At 70.2% G+C, this 13,354-nt stretch carries 19 protein-coding genes; 17 read left to right on the plus strand and 2 right to left on the minus strand.

What is annotated here, in order from left to right; all coding sequences use genetic code 11:
* Positions 1 to 8 precede the first annotated feature (8 nt).
* From G407_RS25720 to G407_RS0104520, 7 genes are all read left to right on the plus strand, one after another.
* A complete protein-coding gene (locus tag G407_RS25720; RefSeq protein WP_052340952.1) occupies positions 9 to 1,817 on the plus strand; it encodes a helix-turn-helix domain-containing protein in 1,809 nt (602 codons plus the stop codon).
* A 64-nt stretch (positions 1,818 to 1,881) separates the two neighbouring features.
* On the plus strand, positions 1,882 to 2,109 hold the full coding sequence (locus tag G407_RS0104495; protein ID WP_029029849.1) for a hypothetical protein: 228 nt from the start codon (positions 1,882 to 1,884) through the stop codon (positions 2,107 to 2,109).
* A 39-nt stretch (positions 2,110 to 2,148) separates the two neighbouring features.
* Complete coding sequence (locus G407_RS0104500; RefSeq protein WP_029029850.1) at positions 2,149 to 2,667, plus strand: hypothetical protein; 519 nt, start codon at positions 2,149 to 2,151, stop codon at positions 2,665 to 2,667.
* A 70-nt stretch (positions 2,668 to 2,737) separates the two neighbouring features.
* A complete protein-coding gene (locus G407_RS0104505; protein ID WP_084327307.1) occupies positions 2,738 to 3,574 on the plus strand; it encodes a ParB/RepB/Spo0J family partition protein in 837 nt (278 codons plus the stop codon).
* 92 nt (positions 3,575 to 3,666) lie between these two features.
* Positions 3,667 to 3,840: a hypothetical protein gene (locus G407_RS31530; protein WP_156917467.1), complete on the plus strand. Its 174-nt coding sequence runs from the start codon at positions 3,667 to 3,669 to the stop codon at positions 3,838 to 3,840.
* Position 3,841: 1 nt separating this feature from the next.
* Positions 3,842 to 4,615, plus strand: coding sequence for a hypothetical protein (locus G407_RS30170; protein WP_052340953.1), 774 nt, complete (start codon positions 3,842 to 3,844; stop codon positions 4,613 to 4,615).
* The gene (locus G407_RS0104520) at positions 4,612 to 5,334 is read left to right on the plus strand and encodes an adenylate kinase family protein (RefSeq protein ID WP_029029852.1); all 723 of its coding nucleotides are present in this window, start codon (positions 4,612 to 4,614) and stop codon (positions 5,332 to 5,334) included. Before G407_RS30170 ends, G407_RS0104520 begins: the two co-directional genes overlap by 4 nt.
* A 135-nt stretch (positions 5,335 to 5,469) precedes the next feature.
* Here the strand turns inward: G407_RS0104520 and G407_RS30175 are convergent, their stop codons facing one another.
* The gene (locus G407_RS30175) at positions 5,470 to 7,005 is read right to left on the minus strand and encodes an AAA family ATPase (protein ID WP_052340954.1); all 1,536 of its coding nucleotides are present in this window, start codon (positions 7,003 to 7,005) and stop codon (positions 5,470 to 5,472) included.
* Positions 7,006 to 7,099: 94 nt separating this feature from the next.
* Positions 7,100 to 7,402, minus strand: coding sequence for a hypothetical protein (locus G407_RS25730; RefSeq protein WP_043538929.1), 303 nt, complete (start codon positions 7,400 to 7,402; stop codon positions 7,100 to 7,102).
* A gap of 282 nt (positions 7,403 to 7,684) precedes the next feature.
* Here G407_RS25730 and G407_RS0104535 point away from each other — a divergent pair, with 282 nt between their 5' ends.
* The 10 genes from G407_RS0104535 (at position 7,685) to G407_RS0104580 (ending at position 13,337) form a co-directional block, all read left to right on the plus strand.
* Positions 7,685 to 8,032 carry a hypothetical protein gene (locus G407_RS0104535; RefSeq protein ID WP_029029854.1) on the plus strand — a complete coding sequence of 116 codons (348 nt, stop codon included), beginning with the start codon at positions 7,685 to 7,687 and terminating at the stop codon, positions 8,030 to 8,032.
* 74 nt (positions 8,033 to 8,106) lie between these two features.
* Entirely contained in the window at positions 8,107 to 8,664 is a 558-nt protein-coding gene (locus G407_RS0104540; protein ID WP_029029855.1) for a helix-turn-helix domain-containing protein, read from the plus strand.
* A 93-nt stretch (positions 8,665 to 8,757) separates the two neighbouring features.
* Positions 8,758 to 9,561: a hypothetical protein gene (locus G407_RS0104545; protein WP_029029856.1), complete on the plus strand. Its 804-nt coding sequence runs from the start codon at positions 8,758 to 8,760 to the stop codon at positions 9,559 to 9,561.
* Positions 9,552 to 10,016, plus strand: a complete 465-nt coding sequence (locus G407_RS0104550; RefSeq protein WP_029029857.1) for a hypothetical protein — start codon at positions 9,552 to 9,554, stop codon at positions 10,014 to 10,016. The genes G407_RS0104545 and G407_RS0104550 overlap by 10 nt, the downstream gene beginning before the upstream one ends.
* Positions 10,013 to 10,234 (plus strand): hypothetical protein, encoded by a 222-nt coding sequence (locus G407_RS0104555; RefSeq protein WP_029029858.1) that lies wholly within the window; start codon positions 10,013 to 10,015, stop codon positions 10,232 to 10,234. The genes G407_RS0104550 and G407_RS0104555 overlap by 4 nt, the downstream gene beginning before the upstream one ends.
* Entirely contained in the window at positions 10,231 to 10,464 is a 234-nt protein-coding gene (locus G407_RS0104560) for a hypothetical protein (protein ID WP_029029859.1), read from the plus strand. The genes G407_RS0104555 and G407_RS0104560 overlap by 4 nt, the downstream gene beginning before the upstream one ends.
* A gap of 1 nt (position 10,465) precedes the next feature.
* Entirely contained in the window at positions 10,466 to 10,678 is a 213-nt protein-coding gene (locus tag G407_RS0104565) for a hypothetical protein (protein ID WP_029029860.1), read from the plus strand.
* A gap of 110 nt (positions 10,679 to 10,788) precedes the next feature.
* Positions 10,789 to 11,355: a hypothetical protein gene (locus tag G407_RS0104570; protein ID WP_029029861.1), complete on the plus strand. Its 567-nt coding sequence runs from the start codon at positions 10,789 to 10,791 to the stop codon at positions 11,353 to 11,355.
* Positions 11,349 to 11,783 (plus strand): hypothetical protein, encoded by a 435-nt coding sequence (locus tag G407_RS0104575; RefSeq protein ID WP_029029862.1) that lies wholly within the window; start codon positions 11,349 to 11,351, stop codon positions 11,781 to 11,783. Before G407_RS0104570 ends, G407_RS0104575 begins: the two co-directional genes overlap by 7 nt.
* 582 nt (positions 11,784 to 12,365) lie before the next feature.
* A complete protein-coding gene (locus G407_RS0104580; RefSeq protein ID WP_210163073.1) occupies positions 12,366 to 13,337 on the plus strand; it encodes an SGNH/GDSL hydrolase family protein in 972 nt (323 codons plus the stop codon).
* Positions 13,338 to 13,354: the final 17 nt, after the last annotated feature.

A 13,354-nucleotide genomic window follows, 5' to 3' on the forward strand; every position in this document is an offset into this window, starting at 1 on the left:
GGCACCGAATGTCGCAGGACCTGCAGCACCGTGCCGAGGCCGCCCTCACCGAGCACAAGACCCATCGCGCCGCCGCCGCCGCCCTGGGCATCAGCCCGCGGACTCTGCGCCGGTGGCTCTCCGGCACGACGCCGGCGCAGGAGCGGGCGGCCGCCAGGTCGCTCTACCGTGCCGCGCCGGCGCCGCGCGAGCAGGCGCACTGGTCGGACTTCTCGTGGGAGGGCTGGGAGCGCGAGGCCGGCCCCGACCGGCACGAGAAGCGCGTGCGGATCCTGCCCTCGGGCGAGGAAGACACATACGCCGTCCGCGTCGTCGACCCGGGCGTCCAGTACCCGCCCCGCTGGGACGGCCCGCGCCTGGACGAGCGCCGGCGCTTCCGGGTGCGCCAGGCCGACGGCGCGCGCCGCTGGATCCTCACCGCGTGCCAGGACAAGACGCCGCTCCACGGGCCGCTCATGGTCAACCTGGAGGCCTACGCCGCCTTCGTCGGGGCGGAGATCCTGGTCGGGGGATTCACGTACGCGAAGGATTGGTACGGCGCGATCTTCGGCGACCAGCGCGGCGAGGAGAAGGTCGAGCTCGGGGCCTACCCGTCCTACCTGGCGGACCGGATCCAGTCGCGCCGGCTCGACGTCGGCGGGCCGCTCTACTGCGCCGAGGTCAACATCCTCCCGACCGCGGTGTCCCCGCTCAGCGGTCTCCAGACCTACGGCAAGGGCCGCACGGTGATCTTCTCCCACCCCAAGCAGCACCTGGAGAGCCTGCCGCGCGCGCCGCACCTCGACCCGGTGACCGCCTGGACGACGGGCGCCTGTACGCCGCCGAACTACGTGCAGAGGAAGGCCGGCTTGAAGGCCAGGTTCCACCACGTGCTCGGGGCCGTGATCGTCGAGCAGGACGTCGACGGCGCCGTCTTCATACGCCACATCCACGCCGACGCGGCGACCGGATCCTTCCAGGATCTCGACGTCCGCGTCGACCGCGGCGAGATCGAGACCGGGTGCCGCGTCCGAGCGATCTCCTACGGAGACGTCCACGCCGAGCACCTGGACCCCGTCAGCGCGGCGTCGACCTGGTACGGCCCGGGCGCGCTCCAGCAGGTCCTGCGGCCGGCCGCCGTCTTCGTGCACGACGTCCTCGACTTCTTCACCCGCAACCATCACAACAGGCAGGACCCCTGGCACGCCGCGCGGGTCCATAAGAGCGGACGCACGGTCGCGCAGGAGATCCGCCACGTCGCCGCCTTCCTCGCCTCGATCCGCCAGGCGGGCACACAGGTCCACGTCGTCGAGAGCAACCACGACCTCGCCCTCTCGCGTTGGGTGCGCGAGGCCGACTGGCGCGCCGACCCCGTCAACGGGACCCTGCAGCTCGAGCTTGCCCTCGACCAGGCGCGCGCCATCGACGCAGGCGAGAGCATCAGCCTCTTCGAGACGGCCGTGCGGCGCCTGTCCGACGACGGCCTGGCGGACGTCCGCTTCCTGCGTGAGGACGAATCCTGCCTGGTCGACGGCGTCGAGTGCGGCTGGCACGGCCACAACGGGCCCAACGGGTCGAAGGGCACCTCGCGCGGCTACCTGCGCACGGCGTCGAAGATCGCCAAGGGCCACGACCACACCCCGACCCGGATCGACGGCGTCTGCTCGAGCGGCACGAAGCAGCGCCGCGACCCGATGCCGGCTTGGGCCAAGGGCCCGTCGTCCTGGGCGGACGCGGACGTCGTCATCTACGACGGCGGGCGCATGACCCACGTCTTCCACGCCCGCGGCCGCTGGCGCGCCGAGGGACGCCGGAGAGCGGCCGCCATCGCAGCTTGACCGCGAGTCGCATTGGGCGCAGACTCCCGAGCGGATCGGAGACACCGACCGCCGGGAGACACCCATGCAGATCCTCTTCCACGCCATCATCGGCCTGTTCACGATCGTCGGCGGCCTGGCCGGCGCCGTCGCCGCCACCCACGTCGCGACCTCGCTCCCCGAGCCGCTGTGGGTCGTCCTCACCGCCGTCGGCGTCTTCTTCGGGATGCCCGTCGGCTACGGCGTCGGCGTGCTCGCGAGCTTCGTCCTGCGGGTCGGGCTGATCGCGCTCGACGACGCCCGGTCGCGCTGACGCTTCTCGCTTGCACGAGCGCGTGCCAGCGTCCGGGCCATGACGACGGTCGACCTCACCACCCTCCGAGAGATGGCGCTCGACGCGTGGGCCGCAGGCCGGCCGCACGGCGAGATACTCGCGCTCGTGGGCCGATCGGGCGCTTGGCTCTGGGCGACGCTGGCGTATGCGCGCGCCGCCGGCGACCAGCGGGCCGCGCGCGGCTACCGCTCCAAGCGCCACGTCGACGCCATCCGCGAGACCGTGCTGATCCTGTGGGACCTCGACATCGAGGGCGGATCGATCGCCGAGGCGGCCGGCATCAGCCGCGACTACGTCGACGCGCTCGTGAGGCGGGCTCGCAAGGCCGGCGATCCGCGGGCCCGGCGGCGGTACCGCGATTGGGCCCCCGAGCGCACCGGCGAGTGGACGACGATCCGCGAGCGCGCGCTCCGGCTCGTCCGTGAGGGCTACGCGCCCGACGCCATCGTATCCATCATCGGCGGCCGCCGACGCAGCGTCGGCGAGGCGCTGGCGCGCGCCGGCATCCGGACGAGCGAACCGCGCGCGGCGGCATAGCCGCTTCTCCCTTGCTCGATTGCATGCCTGGCTGTCCCTCGAGCACGGATTCACCGTGCAGGAGGGCGTCATGCGCACGATCTCGACTGAAGGATTGACCATCGACCTGCCGCCGACGGAGCACGGCCCGGCGCCGATGCTGCAGTGGATCCGGATCGCGGACCTCGTAGTCGACGACGGGTACCAGCGCGCCATCCGCGGCGAAGGCGTGCGGAACGTCCGCAAAATCGCGACGAACTTCCGCTGGTCGAGGTTCGCCCCCGTCGTCGTGGCGCCGGTGCCCGGCGGCAAGTTCGCGATCATCGACGGCCAGCACCGCACGACCGCGGCCGCGCTGCTCGGGATCGAGAGCGTGCCGTGCCAAGTCGTCATCGCCGACGCCCGCGAGCAGGCCGACGCCTTCGCCGCGATCAACGGCGCGGTCACGAAGATGACGCCGATGGCGCTCCACCACGCATCCGTCGCCGCGGGGGACCCTGAGGCGCTCGCCGTCGACGAGGCCTGCCGGTGCGCCGGCGTGCATATCCTGCGCTACCCTGTCGACGCTGCGATGCAGAAGCCCGGGCAGACGATGGCGGTCGCCACGCTCGCGTGCGCGCTCAAGACGCACGGGCGCGACGTCCTCGTCACGGCCCTCCAGTGCATCACCCAGACGTCCAATGGAGAGGAGCCCGGGCTGATCACCTCCGGCCTGGTGAAGGCGATCTGCGACGTGCTCTCGGTCCGCCGCGACTGGCTCGACGCCGGCGAGCGACTGTTGCAGGCCTTCGACGATATCGACCTCTCGGACCTCGTCGACCAGGCGCGGCTCGCGCCCAAACCGAAGGGCGTCTCGAGGACGATGGAGATCACCCGGCGCCTCCGCCTGGAGCTTTCCCGGTCGCTAGATCTCCGCGCAGCGGCCTGAGCGCGAAACCCGCCTCGCGTAGCCGCTTCTTCCTTGCCCGGATACATGCCTGGCTGGTCCTCGAGCACGGATCCACCGTGCAGGAGACGACCATGAGCCTGTTCGCCCGCATCCTGATCGCCTTGGTCTCGAGCATCGCCTTCGGCGTCCTCGGGGGTGTCGCGCTCGTCTTGACCCCCGAGCCCTACCGGATCCTGGTGGCACTCTGTCTCGGCGCGGCCGCTTGGAACGGCGGGCGCGCGATCGCCGAGCACGGGCGTCGCTGACATGTCCGTCGTGCTCGGACGCGCCGGATCCGGCGCCAACCTCGTCGTCGGGCGCGTCGCCGCGCCGGGCGGCGCCCTCGTCGACATCGCCCGCCCGCGGGTCGAGGAGATCGACCTCGAGGTCGTCGCCGACGCGCTCGCCCGCATCCCCCGCTTCGGCGGGCGGACGCACCTGCCCTATTCGGTCGGGCTCCACTCCCTCGCCGTGAGCATGCTCGTATCCCGCCGTACCGGAGACCCGCGGCTCGCGCTCGCCGGGCTCTTGCACGACGGGCACGAGGCCTACGTCGGGGACACCGTCGCGCCCTACAAGCTCCTCCTGCGCGAGCGCGCCGCCGAGCTGGCGCGAGCGATCGATCCCGGACACATGCGGCTTCCACACGAGCTCGATCTCGTCGCGCGCGTCGAGGCCGCCCTCGACGACGCGATCGCGGCCGCCGCCGGGCTCGTCTCCGACGACTTCCTGCACCCCGAAGTCAAGCGCGCCGATCGGGACTGCGTCTACGCCGAGGCGATCTACCTCGAACTCGACGCGCCGGATCCGGAGCACCGCGTTTGGGTGCCGGCGGACTACCGCGTCGACCCGGCGCTCGGGGACTACCTCGAGAACGCGCTCGCCGGCCTCGAGCGCGTGCGCCTGGTCGAGCACGTCCAGTCCGTCGCGACGGCGATCCTGCAGCGGGTCCACCACCTGCGCCGCCTCGTCGACCGCGACCAGGGGCCGATCCCCGGCGCGGATATCTTGCGCATGTACGACGACGAGGACGCGGTATGAGCTGGGCCCTCGGAGACACCCGCCCGAAGCGCCGCGGCTGGGCCCCCGGCGCGTACATGGGCCGCTGCACGCGCTGCGGCGTCGAATATACCGGCGACAAGCGGGCGATCGAGTGCGCGGACTGCGCCTACCGCTATGCCGGCCTTCCACGCTTCATCGCCCTGTGCGGCAACCCCGGCTCCGGTAAGAGCCTGGTCGCGGAGATCCTGCAGACGCGCTACGGCGTCCAGCCGGTCGACGACGGCTGGCCCGTGAGGGACTTCGCGATCCGGCACCTCGGGATGACAGAGACGCAGGTGACGACGCAGGACGGCAAGCGCGAGACGGTCCAGATCGCCGGCGCCGAGTGGCAGGTCCGCAAGGCACTCGGCGAGGCCGCCAATGCGCTCGAGCGCACGTTCGGCGCGCACGCCATGCCGTGGATGGCGGTGCTCCGGTGCGAGCGCAGCGGCCGCGAGGGGCCGTTCTCGTTCGCATCCGTGCGCCGTGACCAGGGCCGTTTCTACAAGGCCCGCGGCGGCGTCGTCGTCGAGATCGCCAATCCCCTGGCGAAGCCGACCGGCCACGAGTTCGACGAGTACGACAGGACCTGTGTCGACTACACGATCGAGAACGACGCCCTCGCGCACGGTTGCGACCCGGCCATCGCCCGCGCCGACCTCGAGATGAAGGTCGACGAGCTCGTAGAGGTCATGCTGCTGCGCGCCGCCGCCGCCTGATTTGGCAACCAGTGTCCCCGATCCTCGGAATTGGGGACACTCATGGACAATTCTGTCCGGATCTGTCTCCGAATTCGCCGATCGGAGACAAATCTGGACAAACGGCCCCGGATCATCCCGGGGCCGTTTTCGCGTTCAGTGCGCGAGCGCCGGCGCATCCTGGCAATCGAGCCACACCTCGACGACCCTCCGCAACTTTCGCAGGCTCCCGCCCGCCCACGCGCGCTCGATGAGCCCCACGTCGTCCGGGCCGCACGGCGGGATCCAGACCGGATCGAGCTCGCGCTCGCGCGCCAGGTCGCGCAGGACGGACCGGATGAGCGCCGGCGCATGGCGGCGGTCGGGCGCGGGGACGAAGACGACTCGCAGGCGATCGAGCAAGGGCGCCGGCAGTCCCTCGTGGTTGTTCGCTGTCAGGATCCAGGAGACGCGGCTCAGGTCGCAGGGGACCTCCAGGTAGGGATCCAAGAACGTGCGCGCGCTGGACGGCTCGAGCAAGGACAGCAGGACGTCATGCAACGCCCCGTTCCTCCGCTCCTGGCTCGCTTTCTCGACCTCGTCGACCACGATCGCGGGGTTGGCGATCCCGTGTAGATGGATCAGCTGCAGGGGCAGACTCGGCCGGGCGGAGTGCCATTGGCGATTGGTGCCGCCGAGCGTGCCGTCGGCGACGCCGCCGGCCGGGTAGACCACCGACGGGACCCCGCACAACTCCGCAATCCTTCTCGCGAGCCAGGTCTTGCCGGATCCCGGCTCGCCGACGAGCAGCGTCGGGCGGATCCGGACGACGCTGGACATCGCCACGGTCTGAAGGATCCCGTCGACAACGGCGGCCAGGTGCGGCGCCTCCGCGACCAGCGTTTCGCGGATCGTCACGACGTCCGGGCGCGGTACCAGGGGGATCCGCTCGCCCACGAAATCCTTGAACTCCGCGAAGCTCTGGTTGCCGTATTTGCTATTTCCGCTTGCAGGAAGACGCTCGAGCACGACGACGCCCGGCGGATCGTCGCGCTCCCGTTCCGCGCGGTCCTCGACGACGTCGTCGGGCAGCTCGAGCCCGCCATCGTCGTCGTCTTCGATCGGCCCACGCGCGAGCTCAGCGAGCGTCGCCAGTTCGCCGGGCGAGCGCTCGGTCGCGGTCTCGAGCGCGGCCTGACGCTCCGCGCCGATGCGGGTCATGCCGCGCACGTAGTCGTGCGTCATCTGGTAGACCGCGTCCACATTGGCGTCGTACCGCGGCTGCACGAGCGCGAGCGCGAATGCTCGGGCGCGGAATCGCAGCTCGGCGCCGACCGCGGCGGACGCGCACTGCGCGAGCGCCTGCTGCGCCGCCGCGAGCCAGCGCGCGGGATCGTCGGTGAGCAGGGCGAGGTAGACGACGAGCCGCTCGTGCAGCTCGTGAAGCGGCGTGTACGCGTACTCCTCGAGCGACTCAGCGACGCGCGCTTCGATGTCGACGAGGAGTTGCACATCGGGCGACCGCATCGCGTCCTCGAGCAGGATCTGGATGTGACGCTGTAGCCCCCGCAGCCCTGCCCAGCGCTCGCAGAAACAGCGCAGGTCCTGCTTGACGTCGAGCTCGACGATCGGCACGCCGGCGGCGATGTAGGAGCTCGGCGGCGTGAAATTCCCTTCCTCGGCGGCGCGGCATTGGCGGTCGAGATCGATCAAGGATTGCTTCGTAAACGACATGGTGCGGAATCCTTCCGGCGGCCGCCTGGCGTCGGGCCGGCGGCATGGATTGCGAGCGAATGACGAGGCGCCGTCAGCGGGCGCGGCGGTCTATCTGCCCGGCTATGCGACGGAGGATTTCGGCGTAGACGCCGTCGGGGATATCGCCCTGGAGCGCCAGGATCGGACCGGGATCCCAGGTCTCGATGTCCTGCGCGGCGCGCGCCAGGCGGTCGAGGACCTCGACGGGCACGGGGTTCTGCCCGTTGAGCCAGCGCTGGACGGCGCGCTCGGAACGCAGGCCGAGGACGCGAGCGGTCGGACGCGCGCAGGATTCGCCGAACAGGTCCTCGGCGATCTCCAGAAATCTTGCGTTCGGGTCAGGCTGGACGGCCACGGTGCAGCTCCGGCGGGCGACGGCGACGGCCGGCGCGAGGCCCGACCATGCATTGAGTCGGCGCGAGGATCAATGCCGATGCATTTTTTTCGTTACCGGGGGCTTGCGCTTATCCCACGGGTGGGCTAAGTTACCTTCATCGACGGACGCACCGTCGACCCGGCAGACGCCGGACCACAGCTCAGCCGACGGATTCACCGACGGCGACAGGTACCAGGAGCGGGACTCGCCGGATCCACCGGCGACCCCGCTCCGCCCACCCCACACACCGGGAGCCAGATCATGTACGGCTACTACATTCACGTCTCCGAAGGCGGGACCATCCGCGAGAACGTCGCCGAGCTCCTCGACGACGGCACCGTCAAGCACGAGCAGGGTACGTCGTTCCTCGACCCCAAAGACGGCGGCTACGTCTGGAGGTGGACGCCCACCGGGGGCCGCATGCAGGTGTTCGCGGGCTCCGGCAACGCGCTGTACTGGCAGTCCGACGATCCGGTCGAGGCCGCCAGGAAGCTCGCCCTCGACCGCGCCCTGGTCTGCGTCGTCGAGGGCACGCCCGACGAGGCCGAGCAGCTCGCCAAGATCGAGCGCGCTGTCCACCGCCTCGCGGCGCAGATCGCCGAGGACTGACACCCGGGCGGGCCTACAGGCCCGCCCTTCCCACCGCCGGCCATCACGCCGGCGGTCCACCGGAGGACACCGACATGCGTCTCGACCTCATCCTGCGCGACTACGTGCGGCCGCTCGGCTTCAAGTCGAGGCCGGCCAGCGACTACAACATCGAGTATCCGTGGATGCGCGAGCGCGACCGCCTCGAGCTCTTGCGCGCCCGTCACGACCTGCTACACGCGCATGCGGATCTCCGCGACATCCGCGAGCGGGACGGGCGCCTCGGGCCGGTCTACGAGCACATGATCGCTGACGAGGACGCGCAGATCGCGCGCATCGACGCGCTGCTCGGGCGGATCCGCGAGCTCGACGAGCGCTTCGGCGCGGACCTTCACGACGAGGAGCGCGAGTACGCCCGCGGCGGCCCGCGCGGGATGTCCGGCGCGGGCGTCGTCAAGGCCGCGCGCGAGGTCGCCGGGATGTCGGCGCAAGAATTCGGCCACCTGCTGGGCTACAAAGGCACCGACGGTACCCGCGCCAAGCGGGTCTACGAGCTCGAGCAAGGCAAGCGCGACATCCCCGGCGCGATGGAGCAGCTCTGCCGAGTCATCGTCGACGCCGGCTACGTCCCCGGCGTCCTGCTCTACCGCTGACACCGCCGAAGGATTCGAAGCCCCCTCCCACGAGAGGGCTTCTTCCTTGCGCCGAGCCGTGCCTGTGTCGATCGGGCACCATGGAGGGGACGGATGCGATACGGGATGTACGGGCACCTGAGCGAGCGGGAGGACTTGCTGGAGCAGCTCGCTTGGATCGGCGTAGACGGCGACCGGGCCGTCCTTTACGCCACCGACGGGAGCGTGCTCGGCGGACCGGTGGATCCGGTCGCGCATGTGAAGGCACTCGACGAGGCGGTCCGCGCTGGCTTCATCACGCACGAGCAGGCCTGCGAGCAGTTCGGGCTCGACTGGAAAGATGTGCGGATCCAGCAGCTCGAGGAGCAGGTTCGGGCGCTGGAGCTCGGGCTCGACTACCCCAATCGCGAGGTCGCGGCCCTCCGCCGCCAGGTGGCTGATCTCGAGGAGCAGATCGCCGATCGCGAGAGGCGGATCGACCGCGTCGTCGACAAGGCCCTCGCCGCCGAGCGCGAGATCGCCGCCCTCCGCCGCCAGGTGGCTGATCTGGAGACGGAGAACGGCCGCATCGCCGACCGGCTCGAGGACGCCGGGCCGGCCTCGGCGCCCGCTGTCTCATGGGACCCCTTCGCCTGCCGCGCCGACGTCCACGCCAGCCTCGACCGAATCCTTGAGGCGATCGCGCGGATGACCGGCGAGGTGATCTGCGCGTGCGTCGACGAGACCGGCACGGCGAGGATCTACTGCGATCCGCACGGCCGCATCGCGCGCCGGCTGCTTCCCGTCTACGGCTCCTGGTCGACGCTGCACCAGATCCTCGAGGGGATCGTCATCGGGCTCACGGCCGAGCGCGAGGCGCAGGACGAGGCCCGCCGGCAGGACGCCGAGCGTAGGGCGAGGAGGCAGGCATGCCGATGATCCAGTCTGCCGCCCAACTCTCGGCCATGATGCAGATCGCGGCCGCGATCGACCCGGACGTCTCAGATGCTGAGATGCGCCACCTCGCGACGACCGGCATGCTCGCGCGGCTGGACACCGACGGGGACTTTCACCCCTTCGGTCAGCGCGTGTCGCTCACGTGCGCGCACGGCGTCCTGCGCGTGAGGGACGAGGCAGGCCGGAAGCTCAAAGAGGGCGTCGACTACGAAGTCGTCGACGGCGATCGAGCGATCAAACTCCTCCGCGGCGTCGAGGGCCTCGTCGTCGACTACGTGCGCGATATCGCCGCCGAGAAGCGCGCCTACAGCGACGCCGTCAAGCGCCGCCGGCGCAGTCCCGTCCCGCCCACGGCGAGCCCAGACGCCGCGGACAAGCGCCGCGCAAGGCAGAGAGCGCAGAAACGCGCGCGCAAGGCGACCAGGAGGCATGGATGACGACCACGATCGAGAGCACCCGGATCCAGCGGCTCGAGGCCGCGCTCCGGCGCGAGCTCGAGCTTTTCGAGTACGACGCGCGGGAGATGACGACGCTGGTCCTGCAGACGCCTCCCGGAGGGCCCGGCGACCCGATGCGAGGGCTGATGGCCCAGGTCGCCGAGAATGCACGCCTCCGCGCGGAGAGGATCCGTGCAGCGCTGGAGGACGGCCGATGACCAAACCTACCCGCGCCCACACCCTCATCCTGAGCGCTGGCGGCGACACGGCGGACGACCTCGCGTGCGAGCTTCGGTCCCTCGCGACGGCGCTCGAGCGCGGCGAGCTGACGGAAGGCACGGCCGGGTCGCCGTCGCACGGGAGCATCTACTCGTACAAGCGCCGGGAGGTCTCGCACGCGCAGTATTTCGCGGAGCTCGAGGCGTGGCTGGCGCGGAGGAAGGCGTGACATGCCCCGTCCGTACCCCCGCACCTGGCGCGTCGTCGAGCAGGACGACTTCCTCTCGCAGTCAGACGCCCGGGCATGGATAGACAGCCAGATCGCGGCACCGCCGTCCGGCTACGGCTCGCCGGGCTATGGGCTCGGCAGCTACTGGAGCCCGGGCTGGGGGCGCCGTTGGTACGCGAAGGTGACGTGGAAGCCGACGGAGCCCGCGTTGTAACTTTTCGTACGAAAAGTTACAACGCCCGACCGGTCCTTGCGAAGGACTCGCGACCGGGCTATCCTTCGAATCCTACGTCGGCCTTCGCCGACGGAACCACGGAGACACCGATGCCGAAGTACGATTCCCCCTGGAAGCCTTTGCGCGATTTCCGCGACGAGCGCCCGTTTTGGAAGCGTCTCGGCGAAGAGGCGACCGACGCGCTCGAGCGCGCCGAGCGCTACGCCGCCGAGATCGGCCCCAGGCGCGCGAGCCGGACGACCGGTCTGATGCCGGTCCTGCGCGGCGCCGATCTGATCCGGGCGGCCGTCGAGGCGTGCGGACGCTACGAGCTCTCCGACGACGACCTGCTCGCGCTCAAGCGCCTCCAACGCTACGGAGCCAAAACCGTCGGCCGGCACCTGAAGTATCTCGACCTCGCCGCGCAGGTGCGCGAGCCCGAGCGCGTCGTCGACGGCATCCAGGTCTCGCACGCGTATTTCGAGACGATCTACCGCGCGGAGATCGTCGTGATCGGCGTCGACGTCGATACCGGGCTGATCCTCGACACGGAGACCTGGCTCTCGTGGAGCTACCCGTACCAACGCGAGGGGTGGCCGGGAGTCGAGTGCGGCGAAGAGCGCATGCTCGAGCGCGCGCGGATCGAGCATGCGCGGCGGAGGGCGGCGGCATGCTGACCGACGCCGACGTTCTGGACGCGCTCAGGGCTCATTTCATCCTCGAGGAGCCGGGGACGTGGTCGCCCGAGCGGCGCGAGCACGAGCTCACCTGGACGCCGGACGGACACGACGATCTCTGGACGCTGGATGCAATCCGCCATGCGCCCGCTGATCGATATGTAGTGGATTTTGGCTACCAAGGCGTCTCCATCAACATCGACTCCGCCGAGGAACTGCAGGACCTGCTCGACCGCTACGTGATCGGCTCCCACGCGGTGCTATGCGGCATGTACCAAGGCATGCGCTCGGTCCTGGTCGCCGTCGCCGTCGAGGACCTCCCCGCGCGCGTCGCGCGCGGCGTCGGCGGCGCGGTGCCGGAGAACACGCCGGCGGGCGCCTGGCTCCGGCTCGTCGAGACCGGGAGGGTTCAAGCGAACGGCAGCTAAGGCCACTATCGCTGCCGTTCGACTTTCTACACGCCGATGTTTCTGTGTAGAAACCTGTCCCCGTACCTGTCCCCGTAGCTGCTCGGATCGGCCCGCAAAGCCTTGCGCGGCAACGATTCCTGACGGTGCGTGGCGGACGTTATGAGCGGCCGGCTCTAACCATTGAGCTACGGGCCCCAGCCGGGGTGCGCCCGAGATGTACTGCACGCGCCGCGCCGCGTCATCCCTTTCCTGATCGCGTCCTGATCCCGTCCTGATCCCGATCGACGACAGGCGGGCCGATCCGGCGCGCCGCCACGCAGCGGCAGCGACGGTGCGCGAGCGCCGATCGCGCGGTGCGCTCCACCCCGGCCCCGTCCGATGCCGCCGGCAAAGCCGCGCCCGCTCGAGATGCGAACGCTCGACGCTGCCGGTTCCTGCACCAGGAATTGAAAGACGTAAATACGAATGAGTGCAGGAGCGAACAAAAACATCTCTTGATTACCACGACCGCCGGTGGTATGGAACCCGCCCCGCTGGTGTCGCGGGTCGAACGAGAAGGTGGGGAGGACGATGTCGGCGATTTCGGACCTTACGCCTCATATGGCCGACTACGCGGGAGATTTCGCGGACTCCGGCAACATCAACTGGCTGCCTTACGTGATGTACTTCCATCCGTTCGGCTACCGCTCGGACACGGTCTCCACCGACACCAGTGGCTTTCGCTACACCGAGGCGCGCGACCGGCGCTACTCGGTCGCCGATCTCGGCGGGGTGGACGCCGTGCGGGTGATCGCGGGCTCCTCGACCGTCTTCGGCATCGGCGCGAGCCGCGACCGGCACACGCTGGCCGCGCGGCTCACCGAGAACGATCCGCGCCCCGAGGCGTGGGTGAACTTCGGCGGGCGCAGCTTCAACTCCACGCAGGAGCTCGTGCTCTTCACGCTGAACAAGCACCGCCTGCCGAAGGTCGAGGAGATCGTGCTGCTCTCGGGCTTCAACGACCTCGGCCTCGCCCGGCTGCCGGCGCGCATGCGCGGCGAGCACGGCGCCTTCTTCATGTGCCGGGACTTCTTCGACGCCATGTCGCGCAAGAAACCGTCGACCTTCACGTCGTGGCTGCGCGGGCGCGGCGAGCGGGAGGAGGACGAGCCGCCGCCCTCCATGGCCGAGCAGATCGATTACGCGGCGGGCCTGACGCTGCGCCATCTCGACGTCTGGCGCGCGCTCGCGGCCGACATGGGCGCGACGCTCACCTACGTGCTCCAGCCACTCGCGAACTGGGTGCGCGCGACGGGCTCGCGCGAGGAGGAGGCGCTGTTCGCCGAGCTCGAGCAGCGCGGCTCGTTCACGCAGACATACGGCGACATCCTCGCCGCCGACACCCACAGGACCTACGCGCAGCGCCTGCGCGCCGGTGCCGAGGGAATGGGCGTGCGCTTCGTGGATCTCGCCCCGGTGATCGCCGCCGAGGCGGCGCCGGACCGCTGGCTGTTCGTCGACCGCATCCACTTCACGGACGACGGTCACGACTTCGTCGCGAAGCTGATGCTTCGCACGCTCACGGGAGGATAACGATCATGAAGACCATT

Source organism: Salinarimonas rosea DSM 21201, assembly GCF_000429045.1.
Classification (GTDB): Bacteria; Pseudomonadota; Alphaproteobacteria; order Rhizobiales; family Beijerinckiaceae; genus Salinarimonas; species Salinarimonas rosea.

Bases quoted from the DNA above. Each gene is read 5' to 3' on its own strand.
- G407_RS0104540 (WP_029029855.1), top strand. From the start codon at position 8,107: ATGCGTCTCGACCTCATCCTGCGCGACTACGTGCGGCCGCTCGGCTTC.
- G407_RS0104575 (WP_029029862.1), top strand. From the start codon at position 11,349: ATGCTGACCGACGCCGACGTTCTGGACGCGCTCAGGGCTCATTTCATC.
- G407_RS0104520 (WP_029029852.1), top strand. From the start codon at position 4,612: ATGAGCTGGGCCCTCGGAGACACCCGCCCGAAGCGCCGCGGCTGGGCC.
- G407_RS0104570 (WP_029029861.1), top strand. From the start codon at position 10,789: ATGCCGAAGTACGATTCCCCCTGGAAGCCTTTGCGCGATTTCCGCGAC.
- G407_RS0104495 (WP_029029849.1), top strand. From the start codon at position 1,882: ATGCAGATCCTCTTCCACGCCATCATCGGCCTGTTCACGATCGTCGGC.
- G407_RS0104580 (WP_210163073.1), top strand. From the start codon at position 12,366: ATGGCCGACTACGCGGGAGATTTCGCGGACTCCGGCAACATCAACTGG.
- G407_RS30170 (WP_052340953.1), top strand. From the start codon at position 3,842: ATGTCCGTCGTGCTCGGACGCGCCGGATCCGGCGCCAACCTCGTCGTC.
- G407_RS0104560 (WP_029029859.1), top strand. From the start codon at position 10,231: ATGACCAAACCTACCCGCGCCCACACCCTCATCCTGAGCGCTGGCGGC.
- G407_RS25720 (WP_052340952.1), top strand. From the start codon at position 9: ATGTCGCAGGACCTGCAGCACCGTGCCGAGGCCGCCCTCACCGAGCAC.
- G407_RS0104545 (WP_029029856.1), top strand. From the start codon at position 8,758: ATGCGATACGGGATGTACGGGCACCTGAGCGAGCGGGAGGACTTGCTG.
- G407_RS0104550 (WP_029029857.1), top strand. From the start codon at position 9,552: ATGCCGATGATCCAGTCTGCCGCCCAACTCTCGGCCATGATGCAGATC.
- G407_RS0104535 (WP_029029854.1), top strand. From the start codon at position 7,685: ATGTACGGCTACTACATTCACGTCTCCGAAGGCGGGACCATCCGCGAG.
- G407_RS0104555 (WP_029029858.1), top strand. From the start codon at position 10,013: ATGACGACCACGATCGAGAGCACCCGGATCCAGCGGCTCGAGGCCGCG.
- G407_RS31530 (WP_156917467.1), top strand. From the start codon at position 3,667: ATGAGCCTGTTCGCCCGCATCCTGATCGCCTTGGTCTCGAGCATCGCC.
- G407_RS0104505 (WP_084327307.1), top strand. From the start codon at position 2,738: ATGCGCACGATCTCGACTGAAGGATTGACCATCGACCTGCCGCCGACG.
- G407_RS0104500 (WP_029029850.1), top strand. From the start codon at position 2,149: ATGACGACGGTCGACCTCACCACCCTCCGAGAGATGGCGCTCGACGCG.
- G407_RS0104565 (WP_029029860.1), top strand. From the start codon at position 10,466: ATGCCCCGTCCGTACCCCCGCACCTGGCGCGTCGTCGAGCAGGACGAC.